At 40.2% G+C, this 23,702-nt stretch carries 18 protein-coding genes; 4 read left to right on the top strand and 14 right to left on the bottom strand.

All coding sequences use genetic code 11. The annotated features are described in order from the left end of the window. Both H6G08_RS04385 and H6G08_RS04380 read left to right on the top strand, forming a co-directional pair. The coding region (locus H6G08_RS04385) for a transposase (protein ID WP_190539052.1) at positions 1 to 330 on the top strand (330 nt) is incomplete at its 5' end. A gap of 3 nt (positions 331 to 333) precedes the next feature. Continuing rightward, positions 334 to 1,266, top strand: coding sequence for a plasmid pRiA4b ORF-3 family protein (locus H6G08_RS04380; RefSeq protein WP_190555546.1), 933 nt, complete (start codon positions 334 to 336; stop codon positions 1,264 to 1,266). A gap of 59 nt (positions 1,267 to 1,325) precedes the next feature. On the opposite strand, the gene H6G08_RS04375 is transcribed toward H6G08_RS04380, so the two are convergent. Further along, on the bottom strand, positions 1,326 to 2,162 hold the full coding sequence (locus H6G08_RS04375; RefSeq protein WP_190539051.1) for a dual specificity protein phosphatase family protein: 837 nt from the start codon (positions 2,160 to 2,162) through the stop codon (positions 1,326 to 1,328). Between the two features lie 19 nt (positions 2,163 to 2,181). Then, positions 2,182 to 4,107, bottom strand: a complete 1,926-nt coding sequence (dnaG, locus tag H6G08_RS04370) for a DNA primase (RefSeq protein ID WP_190539050.1) — start codon at positions 4,105 to 4,107, stop codon at positions 2,182 to 2,184. A 251-nt stretch (positions 4,108 to 4,358) separates the two neighbouring features. On the opposite strand from dnaG, the gene tftA reads away from it, so the two are divergent. Further along, positions 4,359 to 5,711 (top strand): hormogonium tapered terminus morphoprotein TftA, encoded by a 1,353-nt coding sequence (gene tftA / locus H6G08_RS04365; RefSeq protein WP_190539049.1) that lies wholly within the window; start codon positions 4,359 to 4,361, stop codon positions 5,709 to 5,711. 148 nt (positions 5,712 to 5,859) lie between these two features. Here the strand turns inward: tftA and H6G08_RS04360 are convergent, their stop codons facing one another. The 9 genes from H6G08_RS04360 to H6G08_RS04320 form a co-directional block, all read right to left on the bottom strand. Further along, positions 5,860 to 6,429, bottom strand: a complete 570-nt coding sequence (locus tag H6G08_RS04360) for a hypothetical protein (RefSeq protein ID WP_390625555.1) — start codon at positions 6,427 to 6,429, stop codon at positions 5,860 to 5,862. Between the two features lie 178 nt (positions 6,430 to 6,607). Further along, positions 6,608 to 8,200 (bottom strand): TrbI/VirB10 family protein, encoded by a 1,593-nt coding sequence (locus H6G08_RS04355; RefSeq protein WP_190539047.1) that lies wholly within the window; start codon positions 8,198 to 8,200, stop codon positions 6,608 to 6,610. 8 nt (positions 8,201 to 8,208) lie between these two features. Next, a complete protein-coding gene (locus H6G08_RS04350; protein WP_190539046.1) occupies positions 8,209 to 8,901 on the bottom strand; it encodes a hypothetical protein in 693 nt (230 codons plus the stop codon). A 69-nt stretch (positions 8,902 to 8,970) separates the two neighbouring features. After that, positions 8,971 to 9,795 (bottom strand): hypothetical protein, encoded by an 825-nt coding sequence (locus H6G08_RS04345; protein ID WP_190539045.1) that lies wholly within the window; start codon positions 9,793 to 9,795, stop codon positions 8,971 to 8,973. Next, the gene (locus H6G08_RS04340; protein ID WP_190539044.1) at positions 9,796 to 10,842 is read right to left on the bottom strand and encodes a hypothetical protein; all 1,047 of its coding nucleotides are present in this window, start codon (positions 10,840 to 10,842) and stop codon (positions 9,796 to 9,798) included. It lies immediately after the preceding gene. A 117-nt stretch (positions 10,843 to 10,959) separates the two neighbouring features. Continuing rightward, complete coding sequence (locus H6G08_RS04335; protein ID WP_190539043.1) at positions 10,960 to 11,748, bottom strand: hypothetical protein; 789 nt, start codon at positions 11,746 to 11,748, stop codon at positions 10,960 to 10,962. A 149-nt stretch (positions 11,749 to 11,897) separates the two neighbouring features. Then, positions 11,898 to 14,642, bottom strand: a complete 2,745-nt coding sequence (locus H6G08_RS04330) for a putative type IV secretion/conjugal transfer ATPase (RefSeq protein ID WP_190539042.1) — start codon at positions 14,640 to 14,642, stop codon at positions 11,898 to 11,900. Continuing rightward, positions 14,578 to 14,967, bottom strand: a complete 390-nt coding sequence (locus H6G08_RS04325; RefSeq protein ID WP_190539041.1) for a hypothetical protein — start codon at positions 14,965 to 14,967, stop codon at positions 14,578 to 14,580. Before H6G08_RS04325 ends, H6G08_RS04330 begins: the two co-directional genes overlap by 65 nt. A 172-nt stretch (positions 14,968 to 15,139) precedes the next feature. Continuing rightward, on the bottom strand, positions 15,140 to 15,739 hold the full coding sequence (locus tag H6G08_RS04320; RefSeq protein WP_242046060.1) for a hypothetical protein: 600 nt from the start codon (positions 15,737 to 15,739) through the stop codon (positions 15,140 to 15,142). Positions 15,740 to 16,342: 603 nt separating this feature from the next. On the opposite strand from H6G08_RS04320, the gene rsmH reads away from it, so the two are divergent. Then, entirely contained in the window at positions 16,343 to 17,239 is an 897-nt protein-coding gene (gene rsmH, locus H6G08_RS04315; protein ID WP_190539040.1) for a 16S rRNA (cytosine(1402)-N(4))-methyltransferase RsmH, read from the top strand. Positions 17,240 to 17,359: 120 nt separating this feature from the next. On the opposite strand, the gene H6G08_RS04310 is transcribed toward rsmH, so the two are convergent. The 3 genes from H6G08_RS04310 to cbiD form a co-directional block, all read right to left on the bottom strand. After that, a complete protein-coding gene (locus tag H6G08_RS04310; protein ID WP_190539039.1) occupies positions 17,360 to 18,811 on the bottom strand; it encodes a GAF domain-containing sensor histidine kinase in 1,452 nt (483 codons plus the stop codon). Positions 18,812 to 20,732: 1,921 nt separating this feature from the next. Continuing rightward, entirely contained in the window at positions 20,733 to 22,355 is a 1,623-nt protein-coding gene (gene guaA, locus H6G08_RS04305) for a glutamine-hydrolyzing GMP synthase (protein WP_190539038.1), read from the bottom strand. A 224-nt stretch (positions 22,356 to 22,579) separates the two neighbouring features. Beyond that, entirely contained in the window at positions 22,580 to 23,701 is a 1,122-nt protein-coding gene (gene cbiD, locus H6G08_RS04300) for a cobalt-precorrin-5B (C(1))-methyltransferase CbiD (RefSeq protein WP_190539037.1), read from the bottom strand. Position 23,702: the final 1 nt, after the last annotated feature.

Raw genomic sequence — 23,702 nt, 5'->3', positions numbered from 1 at the left:
CGTGAAGGAGGTAAGCAAGTTCTCAAAAGAGTTAAGCAGTCTCAAGATCAGGTATTTCGCTTGACAACCATTTGGGTAGATGGCGGCTTTGATGGTGAGCCTTTTATGCAGTGGGTAATGAACTTTTGCCGATGGATTGTGCAGGTGGTTCTGCGACCAGAACAAACTAAGGGCTTTGTGTTACTCAAAAAACGTTGGGTGGTCGAGCGCACTTTCGGTTGGCTGATGGGGTATCGGCGATTGACCAGAGATTATGAGTTATTACCCGAAACTTCAGAAACCTTTATCTACCTTGCTATGATCCGTATTATGGTGAGGCGGCTAGCATAAAATTTGACCCCTAAAAACTTTTCAAACACCCTCTTAGATGAAGCTGTATTAGAATGTTGGTCTAAACTCAATGTTACAGAACGTTATTTCACCTTAATGGAAGCTTGGTTAATTTGGGGAAATAATGAAGTTTTAGGCGAACGTCACGATTCATGGAATAATTTATTTAAATGTATTCAATTTTGGGGAAAGATACCCGATAAAGGCTTAAAATTTACTAAATATGATGACCAACAAGGTCTTGGCTATTATCCTGGACTGCATAATGTCGCTTTATTAGAGTTATTTGGATTCTTAACTCTTCAACCAGGAAAAGCTCAAGAAGGTAAAGGCTGGCGCATTGCTAGTGTAGAAAGGTTACCCCTTGGTGATGCTATATTTATGTTGCTATTTCCTATTGGTCTTACTGGAAACTTTGATGAAAATATTAATGTAAATTTTGGACAATTACAGCCAACTTTACAGCCATTTTTCCCAGAATGGCACAATAATTTAATTCTTCCTCAGCAAGGTTTTACAGATGGAATTTATATTTTTAAAGTCTCGGTTTCTAAATCTTGGCGAAGAATTGCTATCCCTGCAAAAAGAGAATTAAGCTGGTTAGCTGGGACAATTCTAGATGCTTTTGATTTTGATGATGACCACCTATACGAATTTATTTATAAAGACCGTTTTGGTCGCACTTGTACAATCGGTCATCCTTACATGGAATCACCCCCATTTGCAGATCAAGTCCGCATTGGCGATCTACCTTTAGAACCGGGTTCAAGCATGATTTATCATTATGATTTTGGTGACAATTGGAAATTTAATGTGCAATTAGAAGCCATTGAACCACCAGATAACAAAATTAAAAAAGCCAAGATTTTAGAAATTCACGGAGATGCACCTCAACAATATTGGAGTGAAGATGATGATTGGGTAGAAGATGAGTAAATGATTCAAATATTCAACATATTGGGTGATATCTAAATCTGAAAAAAGATAATTTTTCACTATTCACTCCGAGGAAATAGACGTTCTAATGTTTCCTGGAGATGTTTATGAGGATAGATATCCGCTTTTTTGCTCCATATATAATCTAGAGTTTCTTGATAAGTCCAATGTCGATTTTTGTAAAAGCAGTAGCCAATACTGATCGAACCGCTTCTACCTATTCCAGCTCGACAATTGATTAAAACTTTTTTACCCTGTTTAACCTGTGATTCTATCCAATTTATAGATTCTAACAATGCATGATCTGGGATAAAATTCTGCGCTCCATCGATTAGGCTAATCTTTTTATAAAGAACATTAGAACTGGCAGAAAAAGCTAAATTAAACTCACTAGCTAAGTTAAGTACAGCATCAATTTTAAGCTGTTCAGCCTGAGAAGCTGCTATCAAATTACCAACATAAACTCTTGGAAGAAACTCAACATGGTTTGGCCCTTGTGTCCAAGTCATTGCAGCAGATGGTGCCTCAACTTTAAGATAACCATTTTCCCCAAATCCTCCAGCCCATTGCCATTTATTTTCTTGATTATTCAGTCTAATTCTGTAAGTAAATTGATAATTTCCTGGGCTAGTAGGTAAAAATCCACCTTGGAACATATACGTATCAGTTTCATCTCGATTTGTGTACTCTAAATCTATAGCAGACCACAAACCTTCACTATTAAACTTGTTTAATGTATTTGTCCAAATTTGTACTTGGATTTCTGCGGCTGGATACGGACTTTTTAACTTCACTGTAGCAGCAAAACTTTCCAGCATATAAAGAGTTAGCTGAGAACCTAAACTAGGATAAATCTCTTGAAATTGTACAAGAGAATTTGTTGATGAATAACTCATATTGAATTTACTTAAATCTCTAGGCGTATTTCAGAACTTCTTCTATAGAGAAATTGCGCTGTGCGTTTAACTTGATATAGCGCAGTTTTTCTGCTAGAAATGCTTTTCCATAATATTCATATAAATCTGCTTCGGCTTGTTCATCAGTTGCTTCCCATAGTTCTTTGAAATGGCGATAGCGCTTTTCACACATCACTAGTTCTATACAAGTAATCGCAGCCTGAACTACTTGCGGAGTACGCATGATATCTTTCTTGCTTTTCTCGTTCAAGTAAAACAAATGCGATATTAAACTTAAATCTTCAGATGATTCCAAGTAACTATCTTGCAAATTAGAAATTAAGTCTACTTGCTGTATTGGTAACTCGAAAATCTTTTGCCACAATAAGCGGTGGTGAGAAAGACTAAATTGTAAATCTCTCTCTTCTAAAGCGTTTAAAATCGTTTGGCGCTGTTCGGGACAATGTAAGTAAATCCGCAATAATAAACCCTCCGCACGTTCTAACAAACCGCGTTCGCTAGAACTAGGTGAAGCCTGAGAAGCTTGATTAATCTCCGCTTTTCTCTTGAGTGGTACGGGTTGAGAATAGCTGCTAGCAGGTGAAATCTGAGTCAGCAAATTTTCGACTCGTAGGGGAATGAGTCTGCTATCTCCTAAGCTGAGGATTTCCGCGCAATAGGAAATATAATAATTTTGCGTATCTTTATTAACTATATTTTTAAGTAATTTTACTATACCCTGAGTTACTTGCTGAAAATCTGTAGCCTGTTTTAAATCCCGGTCTTTGAGGATTTGGTCAATTTGCCAATTCAGCCACAAAGGCGCATTAATTAACAATTCCCGATAGTCTTCTGGGCTATGGCTATGTAAGTACTCATCAGCATCTTTACCATCAGGAATATTGAGAATTTTTAGCTGAACTTCGCCCATATAAGCGAGTTCGGCAATTTCCCCGATCGCTCTATTTGCAGCATTATTTCCTGCTTTATCAGCATCAAAGTTAAGCACCAACTGTTTAGACTCGGTATAGCGTAATACTAGCTTTACTTGCTCTAAACTTAAAGCTGTACCCAAAGAAGCCACAGCATTATTAATCCCCGCAGCATGAAGAGCGATCGCATCAAAATATCCCTCCACCACCACAGCTTGATCGAATTGGGAAATCCCCGATTTAGCTTGATCGAGGGCGAATAAAGTTTTACCCTTACTAAAAAGCTCCGTTTCGGGGGAATTGAGATACTTTGGTTGCTCATCGGTGAGAGTGCGCCCGCCAAAGGCAATCACCCGCCCTTGGATGTCACGGATGGGAATCATTAAGCGATCGCGAAATACATCATAATAACCGTTCCCTTCCTTGCGCGGTTTAATTAATCCGGCTTTTTCTACCAATTGCACCGGATAATGTTTACTATCCACCAAATAACGGTATAGTGTTTCCCAACCTGCAGGCGCATAACCCAAGCCAAACTGCTGTATGGTTTCTTCTTTCAGCAGGCGATCGCTTTTTAAATACTGTAATGCTTTTTGACCAGCAGATTGTCTTAGAGCATGTTGATAAAATTGCGCTGTGGAAGCTAGAACTTCAAATAACTGTTCGCGCAAAGAAATCTGTCGTTGTAATTCCTGTCTTTGCTCAGGTTCTAGGGTTTGTACAGGGACTTGATAGCGCCTAGCTAAATCTAAAGTCACCTCCGCAAACGAACGCTTCCCCAAATCCATCAAAAACTTAATTGCATTTCCTGAAGCTTGACAGCCAAAGCAATAATACATTTGCTTCGTTGGACTCACCGTAAAGCTAGGAGTTTTCTCATCGTGGAACGGACATAAACCCACAAAATCTTTGCCACGTTTGCGTAAAACTACGTACTCTGAGATGACATCTACAATATCAGCGCGTTGTTTAACTTCTTCAATTGTATTGGGGTGCAAGCGGGGGATGTACATAGTTGGTTATTGGGCATTGGGCATTGGGCATTGGGCATTGGGCATGGGGCATTGGGCATGGGGCAGAGAAACAATTTTGAATTTTGAATTTTGAATTTTGAATTGTTTGTCCTCCTCATCCCCTCAGGCTGCTGTTTTCTTTAAGAAACAAATGATCAATCGCTCCTGATGGCTATTATATTGTTGATGCTAAACCAAGAAATGATATATAGGATTGCTGAGGCTGATTCTTATAAGAGGAAATACTGAACATGGGGCGTATTTTTATTTCTGCTGCTCACGGAGGCAAAGAAGCCGGAGGAGTCGATCCGGGGACGATCGCAGGCGGGACAACAGAAGCTAGAGAAATGATTCTGCTGCGCGATTTGATTGTAACTGAATTGCGGGCGCGGAGTTTTGAAGTTTTAGCAGTTCCTGACGATTTGAGTGCAGCCGATACTATCGCCTGGATCAATTCTCGCGGGCGTTCCACTGATGTGGCGTTAGAAATTCACGCTGATGCAGCTAGTAGCCCCACTGTCCGGGGGGCTAGCGTGTTCTATATTGCCAATAATAATCAGCGCAAAAGCAATGCGGAACTTTTATTGTTAGGATTATTACGCCGCGTTCCCCAGTTACCCAATCGGGGAGTTAGGCCTGATAGCGATAGTGGATTGGGGCGGTTAATATTTTGTAGACAAACTGCGATCGCGTCTTTGTTAATGCAAGTCGGTTTCCTCAGCAGTCCAGAAGACCGTGCTTTACTCCAAAATCGTCGTCGCGATTTTGCTTTAGGAATTTCGGATGGCTTGGCTTCTTGGAGTCGCGCAGTTGACCCAAATCAAGGAACTCCCCCAGCACCAAATTATCCAACAATTAATATTACTGTTAACGGTCAAAAATATTCAGAACAAGGAATATTAATTAATGGCAATGCTTATATCCCCATTGATTTAGCTGACCGCTTACGAGTTGATTTAACTAAAATACCAGAAGTTCGCCGGATTACTTATCATAAAGTAGTCTATATTAAAGCAATTGAACTGCGAGATTTTAACGTATCTATAGGTTGGGATGCAGCAACTCGCACTGTCAGTTTACGTTCAATTTTAGTAGTTTGTCCTGGTCAATTTGACCGCATTATCTCCAATGGTAATACTTCCGAAGTTCAATTACAGTTATTTCTCAGAAATAATAATGAAAATGCTTTAGTGCAATTTCCTGATATCCCCAAACTCTACCGCGAAGAAGCAAGTACAGAAGGAATCAACTACGATATTGCTTTCTGCCAAATGTGTGTAGAAACCGGATTTTTACGCTTTGGTAATGATATTAGACCAGAGCAAAATAACTTTGCCGGGTTAGGTACAATTGGTGGTAGTGCCGAAGCCGCATCTTTTACCAGTGCGAGAATTGGCGTTAGGGCACATATCCAACATTTAAAAGCTTACGCCAGTTTAGAACCTTTAGTAAACGAAGTTGTAGACCCCAGATTTCGTTTTGTCACCCGTGGTGTTGCGCCCTTAGTCGATCAATTATCAGGGCGCTGGTCAGCAGATTTAGACTACGGTACAAAAATTACTGCTATGCTCAAACGCCTTTATGAATCAGCAGGGTTTTTATGATTATTTGCTCAATTGTACAGACGCGATTCATCGCGTCTGTACAATTGTCATTGGTCATTAGTCATTGGGCAAAAGTGAAAATTAAATATAGAGTTCTTAATTTTGAATTTTGAATTTTGAATTTTGAATTGTTTGTCCTCCCTGTCCCTTACTGCGGCGGTCTTACGCAAGGTGAGGTACTAGAAGAATCAGTATCAGGAAACACAGCTAAAGTATGATACTCTGGACTGCCATCGCCATATAGAATCCGAAATGTATACAATTTAGTGTTTTGTCCACCTTCGGTAATTACGGTTAATAATGTATTATCTGTATAAGGTAAGCCGGGAATTGCCAATTTTTTAATTCGTCTGAGTTGCATGACATTAGCTGAAGAATTTTGGCAATCTCCTGTACCAGCACCTTGACCGAATTGCATACACATCGGCCCGTCAAAGTCTATCGTTACCTGGGATGGGTCATTTAACCAAACTTTTCTAATTTTTTCTCCGGCGGGAATAAAACTAAGGTTTGTTCCCTGTTGATACCAAATTTTAATGGTAGGTACTACGCCACTTAAACCTTGAGCTTGACAAGAGAAAATCGAGCGCAAAACAGCATTTTCAGCTACAGCACGGCCTCCTACCAATACAATTGCAGCCATAAACCCAAAAGCAGCCCAAGGCAGAAATTTAGAATTATTCAATATATCCAGGCAAAAAAGGCGATTTTTTCTCATATATGAACTCAGGCGCGTGAGGAGGAGCAGAGGAGGCAGGGGAGCAGGGAGCAGGGAGCAGCGAGAGAGGACAAGGGAGACAAGGAGGACAATTGTAGAGACGCGATTCATCGCGTCTCCGCCCAATGCCCAATGCCCAATGCCCAATGCCCAATGCCCCATGCCCCATACCCAAATCCTAAAACTCCATTGTTTGATTGATATAAATTTCCACTTCTGTACCGGCGGGTAAGAACCAGACGTTAGTGCGTTGCATCATCTCGGAGATGGCTTGTTGATTGCGTTGGGCAATTTGCGGTACTACCGTGTTCATCCCACCTTCTAAGGCGGCGGCTATCATGTTGCGTTGAGGGTTATTGGTAGTAACTACAGTACTTCCGGCGCTGGTACTTACAACTTGGGAGTCTGTACGATTCATTAACTCAGCAGCTTTACCCAAACCACCCAAAACAAACAATCCGATATCCATACCGGCAATAGATGAGCCGCGATTAGGATATTGTTTGGCTACTAGCGGTCTACCTTGAGTACCGCGAATCACGATCGCATTTGGCGGTAAACTATTTTCAGTGATGCCATTGCTATCTTTAGCGATCGCTTTTACAACTTTCAGCTGTACTAATCCCTGTTCAGAAAGGGAGCTTATTTCTGTTAATAACTCAGTCCCCGCCGGAATAGCCACGCTGCCATCTACGCCTTTTAAAGGCTCTTGTACCCGCACGACAAAGGTATTTTTAGCGCTCTCGCCTTCATTCTCGCCATTGTTAGCGGATGCATTAGCAGTTTCGCCAAATACAGCCGTCGCTAGCACTGCTTTAGCGCTCGTTCCTACAGCTAAGGACTTAGAACTCTTTGCTTCTTTATTCGCTATCAGAGTAGAGTTGTCTGTTTCGCTGGCTGTTGTTTGTGATTCTGGTGTAGATGCAGCAGCAGGGTTATTTGCTTGTTGTTCTGGATTGGTATTGCTGGCAGTTGGAGTATTGATATTTGCTGATGCTATATCTCTAACAGGTACTTGACCATAACTACCTAACTTAGCCAAATTATTCCACATCTGAAAAGGATCTAATTTAGGTTGAGGCGTGGCTTTAACTGCTGGGGGAATATCTGGTTTGACAGCTACTATTTGCGGTGGTTGGGGTACTGGTAACGGTTGAGAGGCGATGGGTGTTTGTGGTGGAGTGGGTAAATCAACCATGCGCTCAACAGTCATAATTCTGGGTACGTTGCTTGTTGTTGCGGTAGATTTTGCAACTGTTGATGGTGATAGATTTTGCGGTTGATTTTGAATATTTCTCAGTTGTTTTTGTGCTAACTGTACCGCCTCTGCTTGTTCAGTCAGAGCTAATTTAGTTTTGAGAGTTTCAATTTCTAACTCTTTGGGTTGCGATTCATTGAGTAGCGGCGTTTTTACCGGGGAAGCGATATTCTTCTTTTTTGCCTTTTGATTGTTGCTAGACATAAGTTGAGTTAAAAACCCACCAGCACACAAAGCCACAGCAAAAGTCGCCGTACCTACCAAACCTAATTTGGCAAAGGGATTGGAAGCAAAAGATTGTTCAGTTTTAACTTCTGATGGTTGAGAAAACGATGGTTCTAAGTTAGCTGATTTATTAACTGATTCTTCTATTGTGTCATCGTGGTCAAATGAAAACTCTCCATTTTCTAACCCTACTAACTTTGCCATCCTTAATTCCCAATCTTGAGAATCGATTTCTAATTGAGAATCATCATTTAGGGAAATTTTGGTTGAACTTGAGTAGCGAGTCATAGTACGTCCTAAGGTAACTTTTCGGAACAGGTTTTATCTTTTAAGTCACAAACTTTGTAAATTTGCAGTCTAGCTGCACCAAGGCGATAAGCAGCCAAATGTAAAGCAGTGGGAGATTGAGGTAAAGAAGCAACAGGTTCATCGGTAGTCTGGATAAAAATTTGCTGATTGATGGGAATTGATTCACCAAGCCTATCGGAATTATGAAAAACTAAGAGATTAGCAATCATCTCGACTTTCCATTTACCCTCAGCGATTTGTTCGGGTTGAGAAATTCTTTGAATTGCCAATATCTGCTCAGTAGCTTGATAAGAACTAGATATTCTTTTTTCAGAATTTAACTTATTGATTTGTGTTTGTAATTTTGGCTGAAAATCATCAGTCACCAATTGAGAGCTAATGTCCCAAACAGTATTTGGTGGTAGTTGCTGTGACCAAGTTAACATTAAAGTCATAGTTTCGCCAACAAAATGGCGAATAGTTTGTTGATATCTTTCTTGATTTTCTTGTGGATTGGCTGTAATCGACCGACCATCAATTAGCTGTACCAGGCTTGGTAAGGCGATTTGCTGGTTCAATCGCTGCAACATCGACCCGTGAAACATCAAAACAAATAAAGTTAATATATTAACTCCCAATGTGCCAACGGCAAACATTGGTAAAATATTAGTCTTTTTATTTTCTGATTTAAGTAGCTGCATTATAGCGCTTCGCTTGTCAATTTTTAATTGGTAGAGACGCGATTAATCGCGTCTATTTAAATAGAGGTTTTATCGAGTAAAGTTACCTGTTTTGCGTTCAATTTCACATTGATTTGAATTTGCACCTTGTAAATTATCATAGGCGTCGATTAAACATAAATTGCGCATCTCGTAAATTTCTAGCTGTTCAGCACGTACAGCATAAATTGCTCTTTGCAAAACTGTTAATTGCTCAACTTGAGGGTAATCAAAATAATCTACTGCCCTCACCAATATATCTTTATTAAAAGGCACTATAAGTTTTTTACCATCAGATTTTTTAGTTTGAATTAAATCGGCTACCATCCCCACTTGCCATTTACCAGGTTCAATTTCTTTAGGAGGATAGACTCTTTTAATCACTAATTTACCGGAAATGACTTGTTCTTGATTATTTGCAAATACCTCCGGTGGTGTCATGACTGCAATCTGACTTAAAAAGCCTTTGCGGAAATCTTCAGATAAAGCAAAGCTACCAATCCAACTACTAGTAGTAACTTTTTGACTCCCACCCGATGGAGTTTTAATTAATATTCCTAAATCTGGTTTAGGGTTACCTACTTCTTCAATAGTTTGTGGCGGTAAAGTTCCTGACCAGTTAAAAATTGAAGTCATAGTTTTACTGACAAATTGGCGAATTCCTTCCGGGTCTCGTGCTAAATTATCAGTATTATCAACAGGTTTACCATCAACCATCTGCACAAAATTCGGCTGTTTTCGCAAACTAAGCTGGCGAATATTTAAGCCTTGCATCATTAAAAATAGCAGCAATAATACCTGCAATCCAAAAGTTGCGATCGCAAAAATTGTTAAAATATTAACTGTCTGTTTTTTCTTCTCTAATAACCTTACCATCTAGACCCTCGCTTTCACCCAGTTAGCTGTATTCGCAATCCCATTAAAAACTGCAAATCCTCCCGCCGCCGCCGTCAATAATGATAAAATTGGCGCTAAAATTCCTAAGAAAATTATGAACCACATTAAATCAGGATCAGCATTTGGATCTTGCGCCGGGCCATTAACAATTACAGATGCAGTTAACACCGCAATAATATTAAAAGAAATCTTGGCAATTCCCAAAGAAATAAACCCAGTCAGCCAAGCGAAAATCGGTTTACCTGCGACAGGTAATAATGAACTACCAACCGCTAGCGGCCCTAAAGCTGCTATTAGTAGCATTGTCGCTTCAATTAAATTTTGAAAAGCATATTGTAAGGAAACCAAAAAGTTTTTAATACTAGTTTGCACTGTCGAACCTAACAAAGCATTAAAAGCAGTTTCCGAAACATCGCCTGTACCGTAGCTAATCTGATTTACCTTATTTTCTAATCTTTCAATCCAAGTTTTATTACCGTAGGAATTTCTATATTCTTGCCAAAGATTATTGATTTTCTCTGTAGCTTTAGTAAAACATTGCGATTGTTGTTCCCCAGTTAAAGACTGACAAGGACGCAACAAAGAACCAGCCACCTCTTCCGCCACACTCATATTCAGCGCTTGCTGATAAACTTTATCGGTATCTGCTGTAGTCACTACCTGCTGATTCACCGAATTGATGTAGTTGCGTACCCCTAAAGTCAAACTCGAAAGAATACTTCCATTCCCAGTATTATTTAATAAAATCACCACCACAAACGGCCAAATCATCGATGAAATCGGACGAGAATATTCACCCTCAAGTACATCTTTCAGCCATTGGATGAGGAAAACTAATAAAGTTCCTACCGCAAAAAATATGCCTAAATTCGTCAGTGAACCATATATATTGTCACTGGGATTTTTTTGTAATAAATCTAGCCATTGATTCTCCCAGCTTTCAGCAATACTTTGGGCAGTTGTTACCCCATTACCGAGAACATCATTAATACCTGTATTCGCTGGAATTTGTAGAATATACTGCATTTTTAAATTTAAATTAAGGCAGAAGGCAGATTATGGTTGACGGCAGAAGGAAAGTTAACTGTTGACCATTGACTATTGACCATTGACTATTGACCATTGACTATTGACCATTGACTCTTACTTTTCTTTCCTCCCAAATAAATCCATTTGCGAAGTTGTGCGTAAAAGCCTAGCAGCTTCGGCGGAGGAATCAACACGCCGCGCCCGGTTATTGTCTTCGATTTGTTGGGAAATATTGGCTAAATTTAAATTAGAATATTGCAAGAAATGATTTACCTGCATCGTCTGCGCTAGTGTTTCTCCAACAATTCTGGATTGTTGACTTTGAATTTGAATATTTTTAAGTTGTAAATCTGATTCATTGCTATTCAATAACGCGCCTAAACCAGGAATACCCGCAGTAGTTAATTGACCGAGTTGTGATTGAAAGCTACCCAGAAAATTTTGATGGCTTTGATCCGCTTCTTGGGCAATTTGGGAAATATTTTCTAGGGTTTTTTCAGTATCTTGTAACTTAATTTTTGTTCTGATTTGACCAGTTTTACCCAAAACGCTAGCTACAGAACTGCGGGTAATCAGGCGATTAATTTCATTAGTAGCTGTTTTCGACTTCAACGCCGGATTGTTATCAAATTTATCAGAGATAGAATTGACAACCATCACATTCTCTAATCTATCTCCTGCTGTAATTGGATTAGGTAAATTCATCTGTCCTGTAGATTCATTCAGCGCACTTTGGGACTGCATTTCAACAGGCTTTAATGTGGAACTCAAATTATTTTTGAGATAATTTTGTAATTCGCTGGAATAGGATTGAAAATCGGCTAAAACACTGCCTAATTGTGCCATTGCTGGTAGTGTGGCTAGCAATCCTAAACTAAGCGTGAAAATAACGGTTTTTTTCATAAATTAATCATTGGTTATTTGTCAGAGACGCGATGAATCGCGTCTGTACAAGTGTCATTGGTCATTGGTCATTTGTCATTTGTCATTGAGTATTTATTGAGTTAGCCCCTATACCTCCTCTGCACCCCTGCCCCCTGCCCCCTGCCCTTCTAACTTCCGCGCAAAGAAGCGACTAATTGACGCGCAAAGACGGAAATTGCTTCATATTTATCGCGGTGGCGTTGCATTGATTGTTGACGCGCAGATTGTTCGTTGGGGTTGTTTGCAACTACGGCTAGTTGTTCGTAACCGGGATAGTAGCGACAGAATGTATAAATTCCGTTGTCATCTAGCAACCATTGGCTATAAATTCCCTCTTTGCGGGGGAAAAAGCTTTCGGTTGCGTTGCGGGCGATAATTTCTTTGGGATATTTCAAGATATTGACGAAACTATCCACAGCTACCGGCTGAATTCGACCGATTAATCTGGTGGTGAGGTTTTGTAAAATCTTGGCGGAGGCGGTGGATTTGGCGATGGTATCGGGGTCTTGAGCCGATAAAATGACTCTAATCCCGGCTTTAGCACCGTTAGCGCAAATTCTCCCGACTAAATTGGCAATTTGGTCAAATTCAAATAAAATTGGCGCTTCATCGATAAAGAATATCGAGGCGGGACTGCTGAGTGCGCGACGTAAAGCAGCAGAGTAAGCACTCAAGGAAAGTACAGCTGCGTCTTCACTATCGGAGAGGTTGCGGAGTGCAAATACTAATAGTTTGGCGTCTGTGCGGAAGCTGGAAGGAGAAGAAATCGCTTGTCCGACGCGGCTAGAAAGCCAAAACCGCAGGCGTAGTTGAATTTGACTCAATGCATCTTCTACTCTGCTGCTGAGAGAATCAAGTTGCAGATGTTCTGGGGAACAGAAATATAAGAAATCTTTCAAGGTAGGGGTTTTTTGCCAAGCTAGGGAACCGAAACCGCCAGTCATTGCTTCTTGATAACGCTGTTTGATAGTGCGATCGCTAAAAAAGGCTGACAATGCTAAGTTGATGATGGAACGCACTGTCTGTGCCAATAGAGGGTTTTCTATCGATGAACCCAATACCATTGTCATCAGCGCTGATTCTAAGAAGGCTGTATAATCGAGCATCCTATCTTTTTGTTCTTCTGCACTTAAAGCACGCAAATCTGGCTGCTCAAATAAGTTATTTGATTGTTTAGAAATATCAAAATAGGCTCCATTTCTCTCCATGAATTCTGTATAGTCAGTGAAGGTAGATGTGCCATCGGGTTTGGGGAAATCTAGCGCCACAACAGGAATATCGTGAGCTAAAGCTTGAGTTAAAATCCCCGACACTAACACCGATTTCCCGGCTCTAGTCGTCGCAAACAAAGCTAAATTTTTATGCTGAGTAAATAAATCTAAATGTACGGGTGTCCCACCTTCAGAAGCAATTAATTCAAACCCTTGACTATCACCTTGTCTTGTTAAGACTACAGGCATTAATCCGGGAACTTCACTAGTTAAATATAATTGTCTTCTGTTAAAGGGTTTAACTAGTAAACCTTCCCAAACTATGGGCAAAGATTGTAACCAAATCTTCCAAGCATATTCGGTTTCTCTAATTACCTTGGCTGGACGTTGGAAACAGTTTTCAATATATCTTGTAGCTTCATCCAATTGTTCCACTGTTGGACGATGGACAAAAATAGCTATACCTGTATATATAGGTATGGCTCCTTCATAAAGTTGTTCTTGTGCAGCGACAGATTTTTTTAACTTTAATTGGGCATTAACGTCAATTGTCCGACTTTTTTCTTGAGCCATCAGCGCTGTCATATTTGACTGCTTCAAAACTCGTTGTAAGGTAGTTTTGACTAAAGCTGGATTGGCGGCTGTCAACTGACAAAATATTTCCGTATCAACTACTGTTTCTCTTGATAGTAGTTCCCATAAATACCGCAGTTGAGAAGATTTATTTGCCCATCCACCGGGTTTTTCTAAAAATGTCAAAGCGCCAATATAACTATTATTCACATTTACCCACCGCCTGTCTGCACAAGGCACGCCAGATTCCATCAGTAAGGTGGTGCTGTGAATATTTTCTACTAAAAGTTTTGTACTCGGCAATTCCGAATAAACTTGTTCGCGGAGTCCGGTTTCATCTAAGGTGAGCAATTGAGGAATTTCTATCGGCGGTGTATCGTTAAATCTCCGCCAAATTTCTCCCCATAGTTGTTTAGCTGTTAATGGCTTGATATCTAAGCCCATTTTGTTAGACAACAACTGTTCCCAACGACTAAAACCTTGTTTATAGGCGTTAGTAATTACAGTCTCTAGACGCTGGTTTTCAACTTCCGCAATATCACCTTTAAATTTCAACCACCAAGCTTCACCTTTCGCCAAGAATTTTTCAATTAAATCATCGGCATTGCTGGCATTGGGTTCGACGGTATATGTCACGTAAATCCGCAAAAATTTCGGTTTACGAATGCCAGAATTTGTCAGTTCCTTGGTTCTGGCGCGTTCTGCCATTAACAAGTATTTAATATCTCGCGAACTGGTATTTCTGGCTAACTCGGCTAATTCTTTTTGGCGTTCTTTATCGTCAATAAACGAACCCAAATGCAACGTCATTTTTTCGCCGCTAGGGATATCCTTTAACCCAGCTTCGATGTTGTCAAAAATAGTATCAATTTGTTCGCTTCTCAGGGTACTGTGAATTCCTCGGCATTCAAACCCAAATACAAAGCAAAATCTATCTTTTTGGTTGCCTTTAGTTAATATATAACCGCCAACGTCGCGTCTATTAAACGAGACGCGCAACATTGTCGCTAAATGTAAAGCGTCTTCAAAGGGTGTTAACCTGGCGTTGCCGGCGATACCGATGCTTTGTTTTCCGATTTTTTGCTTCATGATTTATTTCTAACAAGCTTTGATAACGTGCAAAGCCTCTTGTCCATGAGGGAACGCCGATAAATTTACTTAAAAAACTCCAACTTCTACCACCAGTTAATATCCACCAAGTAGCCATTCCCCAACCGGCGATGAGGATTGTCCACAACCATTTTTTAAAGTCATCTTGGAATAGTCCGCCAAAGATGCCGTTAACTATAAAGTAGGCAGCTAAAGCAATGACTGTCCAAGGTAGAATTTGATCTGCTGGTAGCGGCCCTAATGATGGTTGGCTACCTAATATTTGATTGACTGGACGAAACTCTTTGTCTGGCTCTTGAGACATGATAATTTGTCATTGGTCATTGGTCATTGGTCATTGGTCATTGGTCATTTGTCATTGGTCATTTGTCATTGGTCATTTGTCATTTGTCATTTGTCATTAGTGAGAATTTGCCGCCTATTTATGTTGCGTGACATATTTGGTTACAATTAGCCACTTACTTAAATATGCGCCTTTATTTATTGGGATTACCAATGACAAAGCCTGTGAGTACATCTGCAATGGTGACTGCAACTACTACTAATAAAGGGGTTCTGGCGATGTTTTGCCAATCTTCGTCTTTGCGCACGGCATTGACTACGCCAATTAAGGCGACAGCTATATATAGTAGGTACAATGCGCGTAAGACGTTGAAGACTAATCCCACAGCTAGTTGAGTGTTACCGCCGGTGCTGGTGCCTTGAGTTAGGGTATTTTGAAAGAAGTCTTCAGCTTTTTTGAAAAATTGCGCTTGCGCTGGGGCGGCGAAGTAGTCCAGCCAGAATATACTCAATAGAGCGACTACTGCTAATATTTGCAGTGAAATTAACTGGCGTTTTGGTAATTTGATTTGTTGTCCTATTTGCTGTATGACTATGGCAATTAAACTGCCCATTAATAGACAAAAAAGTAATACAGGACTTTTCAGACTAATTACACTGATTAATACTGTACAGGCTAGCAAAAATGGAATTGATTCAATTAGCCGCAACCGCCAATAATTAAGGGTTTTGGGTAATTGAGTGTTCGCTAAGTTTGCGAAGAAGTGACTCTGATAAGAGCGTTGCTTAAACATTTGAGCAAATTTCCTATTGATGGTTAATCTCAGATAGCTCTGCCATACAAAACTTATTATTTCATCTATGCGCTATTCTGTGCGATCGCCTAATTTTTATTCTTTAGTGGCGATTTTTTTAATGCTAGGTATTCTTTTTCGCTTAACATCTTCATAATCTTGTTAACCTCCATGTGACTGATAATGTGCAAGTCAAAGTTGTTTGTCTTCACTCTCGACGACAAACTTAATTTACTGAGATTCAGCCATTTTTATTATGACTAACCTCTTGCGTAAATTTACGGTGGTAAATGCAAAATTTCAGGGGAAGAACTTCATCAAAATTAAACAGAACTATCTTCCCATACCCTGGAGCTTAATATTCAGGACTAGTTTAATACCTGATTCAGGTAATTCAAATGAGTAATAATACTCATTGACACAGATAAACATATTGTAAATTGCTACTAAACTCATCGGACAAAAATCCGCAAATCCCCTCAGTGACAATATGTCAACCCATCGACAGAAGTAAACTAAATTTAAGAAAAAACTTTATCAAATCCTTAAAATTGCAATTTGTTAAGTTTTTCTTTACCCTTTGTTAAAGAGACAAAAATCAACATGAACATAGATTCGCCAACCCCATCGGATGCAGAAGCAACAATGTTTTCCCATATTCCCGTTTTAAGTCGGGAGTTAATTGAAGGTTTAGCGGTGCATCCAGGGGGACATTATCTAGATGCAACAGTTGGTGGTGGCGGTCACACTCGTCTATTGCTAGAAGCGGCGTTAAATGTCCAGGTTACAGCCATTGACCAAGATGCGGATGCTTTAGCTGCGGCACAAAAGTATTTAGCTGGATATGAAGAACAAGTAAACTTCGTTTATAGCAACTTTGCAACTTATGAATTTACACACGGTATATTTGATGGTATAATAGCCGACTTAGGTGTGAGTTCATATCATTTAGATACACCGGAGCGCGGCTTTAGCTTTCGTCTTGCGGCTAACTTAGATATGCGCATGGATCGAGGACAATCATTAACAGCTGCTGATGTGATCAATGATTGGGATGAAGGAGAATTAGCAGAAATCTTCTTTAAATACGGTGAGGAAAGATTATCGCGACGCATCGCCAGACGCATTGTAGAACGACGTCCTTTACAGACTACTGTAGAATTAGCCGAGGCGATCGCATCTTGCGTACCACCAAAATATCGCTATGGACGCATTCACCCAGCTACCAGAGTATTTCAAGCATTGCGCATTGTTGTCAACGACGAGTTAAAAGTTCTAGAAACCTTTTTAGAGAAAGCACCCAATTCTCTAGTTCCTGGGGGAAGAATAGCCATTATCAGCTTTCATAGCTTAGAAGACAGAATAGTCAAGCACAGCTTACGAAATTCGCCATTATTGCGAGTTTTAACCAAAAAACCCATTACAGCCCAAGAATCAGAACTCGCCCAAAATCCGCGATCACGTTCTGCTAAATTGAGAATAGCCGAGAGAATAGATTGAGGGGACAAGAGGCAGGGGGCAGGGAGCAGGGGGGACAAGGAAGACCAATGATAATTGTACAGACAAGGGTTCATCGCGTCTCTAACAAATGACTATTGACCATTGACCATTGACTAATGACTATTGACTAATTTTTCTCGGTAATTCAATTTGAAATGTAGAACCTTCTCCAACTTGGCTGAAGACGCTAATTTTACCTTGCATCATCTGCAATAAGGATCTGGTAATGGCTAAACCTAAACCCATACCTTCATATTGACGACTATTACTTTGATCGACTTGGCGGAATTGCTCAAAAATACATTCTAGGTGATGGGGTGCAATTCCTATACCTGTATCTTGTACTGCGATCGCAATTTTATCATTGGAGATGTCCCAGACTTTAACTGTAACTTTACCTCTGGGTGTGAATTTGATGGCGTTTAATAACAGCTTAACTAAAACTTGTCTGAGGCGATCGCTGTCATTCATCATTGAGTTATCAGCCAGATTAATCTCTACCTGCAAATCTAATAGCTTTTCTTCGGCTAAAAAACGATGTTCGGCTACGGTTGTTAATACTAAATCTCCTAAATTAAATTCTTCTGGGTAAAAACAGACGTTACCGGCTTCCACATTGGCAAAGTCGAGCATATCTTCAATAATTGACAGCAGATGGTTTCCATTATTGAGAATGCGTTGCACCATTTCTATTTGTAGTTGAGACAAGCTGGAGGTGCGCTGACGCAATAATACCTGTGATAAGCCTAAAATCACGTTCAGGGGTGTGCGCAGTTCATGGGATGTGGTAGCTAAAAATTGTGACTTTAACTCTGCTGCTTCTAGTAGTTGTTGGTTTTGTAGCTGCATTTGCTGGCGAATTTGTTCGAGTTCGCGATTTTGCGCTAACAAAATTTCGTTTTGTTTGGCTAGTCGTTCTTCTCGCTCCTGCAAAACTTGCAGCATAATAGCATTGTTGATCGCGATCGCCGCTACTTCACCCAATGCATCTAATAAGTTTTGTGATGCTGCATTAAAAGCATGGGGATTTTCCCAGTTACCAAGAACCAATACTCCCAATCTTCCTGCTTGCGCTGATTTAATGGCTACAGCATACATAGAAGCTGGGGTAAACGTCGAGTATGTTGGCACATAGGAAAATAAAGGACATGAAACTAAGTCATCCACAACAGAGTCTGGCTTTTCCCTACTTCCTTTAAATAGCTGGGATACACCAGTAACAAATACCTGATTTAGTAAACTGGTATTGCGATAAAAAGGCTCATCATCGCCAATTGAGTTTTCCCATCCACCCCAGCAGCTATGTTTAGTTTTGAGACTTCTATTGAGCTGGAGAAAACGTAATTTTTCCGCACTTATTCCCACAGCGCTATTTAATTCTAACTCTTGAGTTTGATCGTTATATAAAGCTATCAAACAAAACTGAGCGCTTTCCACAGTATTACGCACTTCCCTGACTATTAATTCTAATAAATCTGGTAAATGGATAAGTCGCTGATTTGTCAGGTTAGTTAGTAGCTGGAGTATCTCTAGTTGTTGAGGTAGTTGGGGGGAGATTGATTCTTTCCCCATATGATTGTGCTTTCCAGTTAACATCATATATTGACTAACGGCGATTTGCTGCTATATCCGTTGGTGTTGCTCTTTGCCAGTGATGTTAAATCGCCAACTGTTCCAAACCTGTGCTGATGTAGGTTGTATTTAAGACTTACGCAGTGTCAGATATTTTTCCTGCTTTTTGTCAATGGTCAATAGTCCATAGTCCAAAAACCTGAATTTTGACCATTGACTTTTGACTTTTGACCACCCTTGTGAGGGTTTCTGTATTCGGTGCGTAAGTCCTAGTATTAACTTTTGGCCCAGTTTGACGAATATTGATTCTGCAAACACACAACGGCTGATCCCGAAAAATTTTTGCTTTACATACCTTGGCTACTGACAATTGCAGTTATCAAGTAGATTGTGGCTAAATTCAGTTGCTAACTATATTGATTACTTCATCTCAGGTTTACCAATGAGGTTTTGAAAGTTCACTCTGTAGTGATTATTTTATCAGTTTATTTCCATAAATACACTAGTTTCTAGTCAGTGATTATACTGGTTTTTTACTTTATTTATCTTTATATTTTATCTAGAAAAAAATAAATTTTTAGTAAAGTGTTTTACTGCCAGTATCTCAAAAATTTTGATAAACTTGACTTGGCTTTTCTCTAACACAAATAAGTATATTACAGAACCAAATCAATCGTGATTGATTTCTAATTTGTGAGGTATTTTATATATTAATGACTTATATAAGTAATGAGCTATTGCAGTAAACACAGGAGAATCAGCGATAAAATCCTTGCGAGATAGAAACTTATTAATTTAATTTTTTAATAAACTAGGTCAACTACTATTAATTTAGTAATGTGAATAATGCTAATAATATATATTTATTTTTAATTATAATTAAATTTATATATTTAGACAGTATTTGCATATTATCAATATTTATATTTATGAAATAATTGTGTTTGTATAATTAAAAAAATATAAAATTTGCCAAACTTTTACCTGTTTATAAAATATTTGTAAATTTATCCCAAGAAAAATATTAATTTGACGGATTTAAATTTTATCTAGATAAATAACCAATGAAAAACTCCACCCACAAGGGGATAGAGTTTCCTACAGTTTTTCATAAAAAATCAGTTGTTACCACCATCAAATAAATTCTGAAATTACGCATCACAAATTAGCTTTACTTATAAGAAAGCCAATAATGGCAGATTTGAGCAGATTGCTAGATTCCCACTCCTGGTGATGTTTCATACAGATATATTTAATTGATCCATCTCAGCTAACACTGAGCTTTTTCTAACATAAATAGCCGGCAGGGGGTCAAGACCTCTTGGGGGTGTCACACCTTAGGGAATTTAACATCCTGCTAATCCTGTTTATACAAGGGATTAAGCGTGAAAGCGATCGCAAAATCAGGTAATACCCAAGTAAATTTATATAATTTCTTCATGATTAGGTAGAGTAATGCCAAGAATAGTCATTGGTCATTGGTCATTTGTCATTGGTCATTTGTCATGCTAATCCGCGTTCCGATACATAATTAAAATTTTTGTAGGGGCGGGGTTTCCCCCATTGGTGTCAACTTAACGCAAAACCCTTATCCTAACTGGCTCCCATGCTCTGCGTGGGAGCGATGATCTGTGGGCTGCCGCCTCAATTGATCAGAAGACGAGGCAGAGCCTCGCAATACGCATTTCCAGCCGGAGGCTGGAAACGAGATATATAAAGGTTTTGAGCTTTAAGTTGACACCTATGGGTTTCCCCGCCCTTGCATGGATTTCCCCGCAAAAAAGGGACAAAGCATTGCTTTGTCCCTCAATTAAATAAAATTCACATGGGTAAACATACTATTCCATATGGCGCAAAAGCCAGGAATATAAGTCTTTTGACTTTTGACTTTTGACTTTTGACTTCCGCCTAGCGGTACTAGTTATTCCCATTCGATGGTTCCAGGTGGCTTGGAGGTGATATCGTAAACCACCCGATTCACACCTTTAACTTCATTAACAATCCGGTTAGAAATTACTTCCAACACATCGTAAGGAATACGCGCCCAATCGGCAGTCATCCCATCTTCGCTGGTGACAATCCGCAATACGATGGGGTAAGCATAGGTACGTTTATCGCCCATGACGCCGACGCTACGAATGGGTAGCAATACAGCGAATGCTTGCCACACATCATGATACAAACCGCGTTGGTTAATTTCTTGACGGACAATTAAATCCGCATCCCGGAGAATGTTCAACCTTTCCGCAGTCACTTCACCGAGAATGCGAATCGCTAAACCAGGGCCGGGGAAAGGTTGGCGTTGCACAATTTCTTCTGGTAAACCAATCGAACGCCCTACTTTGCGGACTTCATCTTTAAATAATTTCCGCAGTGGTTCTACTAGTTTAAATCTCAAGTCTTTGGGCAATCCGCCAACGTTGTGATGACTCTTAATTTTCACCGCCACTCGTTCCCCAGTTTGGGGATCGACGTTGGTATCGGCTGATTCAATCACATCTGGATATAAGGTACCTTGAGCTAAATAGTCAAAGTGACCGAGTTGCTTGGATGTTTCTTCAAAGACGCGAATGAATTCATGACCGATGCGGCGACGCTTTTCTTCAGGATCGGTAACACCAACCATGATATTCAAAAAGCGATCGCGAGCATTCACATACTCTACAGGAATATGAAATTGCTCTTGGAATAGCTTAACTAATCTTTCTGGCTCATACTTCCGCATAAAGCCTTGGTCAATAAACACGCAAGTTAGCTGATCGCCAATGGCTTTATGAAGTAAAAACGCCAAGGTAGAAGAGTCAACTCCCCCAGATAGGGCTAATAATACGCGCTTATCGCCAACTCTGGCGCGAATTTCCCGTACAGATTCTTCCACAAAAGCTGCTGTTGTCCAGGTGGGTTCGCAGTCGCAGATATGGTAAACGAAATTGCGGATTAAAGCCAAACCGCCGACAGAATGGACTACTTCTGGATGGAATTGCACGCCATAGAGTTTTCTCTCATGATCGGCGATCGCGGCGCAAGGAGTATTTTCTGTATGGGCCAGCAGTTCAAATCCTTGTGGCATCTTCATTACAGAGTCTCCGTGACTCATCCACATCGTCGTGCCATCTTCGACATTCGTTAGCAAATCTGTGGGATCGTCTATATATAGTGAAGCTTTACCATACTCGCCCCGATCCGCCTTTGCTACTTCCCCACCTAGCTGATTTACCATCAGTTGCATTCCATAGCACACACCCAAAATGGGAATCCCCAAATTCCAAATTTCTGGGTCACAATGGGGAGCGTACTCTGCATAAACTGAACTCGGGCCACCAGACAGGATAATTCCTTTGGGATTAAGTTGCCGTAAATGCTCAGCTGTCGTACGATAGGACAGGACTTCAGAGTATACTTGCGTCTCGCGGATGCGACGGGCAATTAGCTCAGAATACTGAGAACCGAAGTCAAGGATCACAATTATTTGGCGATTAAGCTGTCCCCAATGCTCATTTACTTGGGGTAATTGTTCAGTTAGTAGAGTCACCGCTGTATTCATGATGGCAAGAGAGTGTGTGTTAGACTAGATAATTGCTCTGTGGTTCAAGTTGATACCATTATTGGGCAGAGGGCTGAATAATGGTAAATAAATCCCCTAAACGCGCTTAATCAGTGCGTCAGTTTGGCCTAGCAATTTGACCTGGTATTAAAAAGACAAAATTACCCTAGAGTTGCTACCGAAAAACTTATTTATTGGGATTATTTATGATTATTCATATTAAGTTAACATAATTTTCCGGATAACATACAAGCAGTTTTACTCTTCACGATAATTTTGCGATCGCGGTCAAACATTACCGAACCACACACTAGGCTAGACATACCATTTTGGCTATGATTGCGGATATATTCTTGCACGCGAGAGTCAATTGCTTCGGCGATCGCAGTATAAACTTGATTCACCCAATCACTGCTTGTATTTGCATCTAGGGATCTCAGGTATGTTAATGCAGCTTCAGCCGTGGGACTATCAAAGATAACTTGGATCTCTGATTGTTTTAATCCCGCTAAACTACAGTAAGTAGCGAGAATTTCGCGCCTACCATCAGCTAGGTGATGATGGGTATGAAAAATCCCCCCGGCTAATTTCATGAGTTTGCCATGATAGCCAAATAATAAGAGTTCTTTAACGCCCAGAATATCCGCTTCTACTAACATTGGCCCTAACCAATTAGCAGTTTTGACTAACTGTTGGGGATTAATACCAATTTTTCTGGCTAAATCTAAACCATTCTCGCCAATACAAAATACCAAGCTGTCAAATTGACTGGCTTTTTGTTGTAAATCAGCGCGAAAAGTTGCGAGTTGTTCTGGTGTACTTAAAGGTTGGGAAATTCCCGAAGTTCCCAATAATGAAAGCCCTTCCACCACACCAAAAGCCGCATTAGAAGTGCGCAGTGCGAGCGATCGCCCAGCCGGTAAAATAATTGTGACTGTAATTCTTTCCCCTGGTGCTAAAAGTCGGCTTAAGTGCTCTTGCAATAATCTTTGCGCATAACCGTAAATCGCTGCTTTTCCCGCACCATTTTCTTGCTTACCAATCCCCTCGCCACCTTTAATAATTACTGCTTCGCCTTCACCCTCAGCCCATTCCACCATCGCCCAAATCGGTGTATTTTTCGTCAAGTCAAGATTGTCCCCCGGATCGCTGCGGGTAATTGCCAAAGCCATATTTTCAGATAAGCCAGCTACCTGTTCAATGGGGATCTCCGCAACTTCGGCTGGTGTAATTAAATCTACGGTAACTACTGTTAACGGTTGATGATGACGTAACCAATGTAAAGCTGCGATCGCAGAAGCACAAGCAAAAACGGGAAGAGTGTATCCAGAACCGGAAATTGTCATT

This window comes from Calothrix anomala FACHB-343 (genome assembly GCF_014696435.1).
Taxonomy (GTDB): Bacteria; Cyanobacteriota; Cyanobacteriia; order Cyanobacteriales; family Nostocaceae; genus Aulosira; species Aulosira anomala_A.
This window is presented reverse-complemented; position numbering and strand designations above follow the sequence as displayed.

Coding starts and splice junctions, on each gene's coding strand:
- rsmH (WP_190539040.1), top strand. CDS start 16,343: ATGAACATAGATTCGCCAACCCCATCGGATGCAGAAGCAACAATGTTT.
- dnaG (WP_190539050.1), bottom strand. CDS start 4,107: ATGTACATCCCCCGCTTGCACCCCAATACAATTGAAGAAGTTAAACAA.
- H6G08_RS04360 (WP_390625555.1), bottom strand. CDS start 6,429: ATGAGAAAAAATCGCCTTTTTTGCCTGGATATATTGAATAATTCTAAA.
- cbiD (WP_190539037.1), bottom strand. CDS start 23,701: ATGACAATTTCCGGTTCTGGATACACTCTTCCCGTTTTTGCTTGTGCT.
- H6G08_RS04335 (WP_190539043.1), bottom strand. CDS start 11,748: ATGAAAAAAACCGTTATTTTCACGCTTAGTTTAGGATTGCTAGCCACA.
- guaA (WP_190539038.1), bottom strand. CDS start 22,355: ATGAATACAGCGGTGACTCTACTAACTGAACAATTACCCCAAGTAAAT.
- H6G08_RS04345 (WP_190539045.1), bottom strand. CDS start 9,795: ATGGTAAGGTTATTAGAGAAGAAAAAACAGACAGTTAATATTTTAACA.
- H6G08_RS04330 (WP_190539042.1), bottom strand. CDS start 14,642: ATGAAGCAAAAAATCGGAAAACAAAGCATCGGTATCGCCGGCAACGCC.
- H6G08_RS04325 (WP_190539041.1), bottom strand. CDS start 14,967: ATGTCTCAAGAGCCAGACAAAGAGTTTCGTCCAGTCAATCAAATATTA.
- H6G08_RS04340 (WP_190539044.1), bottom strand. CDS start 10,842: ATGCAGTATATTCTACAAATTCCAGCGAATACAGGTATTAATGATGTT.
- tftA (WP_190539049.1), top strand. CDS start 4,359: ATGGGGCGTATTTTTATTTCTGCTGCTCACGGAGGCAAAGAAGCCGGA.
- H6G08_RS04355 (WP_190539047.1), bottom strand. CDS start 8,200: ATGACTCGCTACTCAAGTTCAACCAAAATTTCCCTAAATGATGATTCT.
- H6G08_RS04375 (WP_190539051.1), bottom strand. CDS start 2,162: ATGAGTTATTCATCAACAAATTCTCTTGTACAATTTCAAGAGATTTAT.
- H6G08_RS04310 (WP_190539039.1), bottom strand. CDS start 18,811: ATGGGGAAAGAATCAATCTCCCCCCAACTACCTCAACAACTAGAGATA.
- H6G08_RS04350 (WP_190539046.1), bottom strand. CDS start 8,901: ATGCAGCTACTTAAATCAGAAAATAAAAAGACTAATATTTTACCAATG.
- H6G08_RS04320 (WP_242046060.1), bottom strand. CDS start 15,739: ATGTTTAAGCAACGCTCTTATCAGAGTCACTTCTTCGCAAACTTAGCG.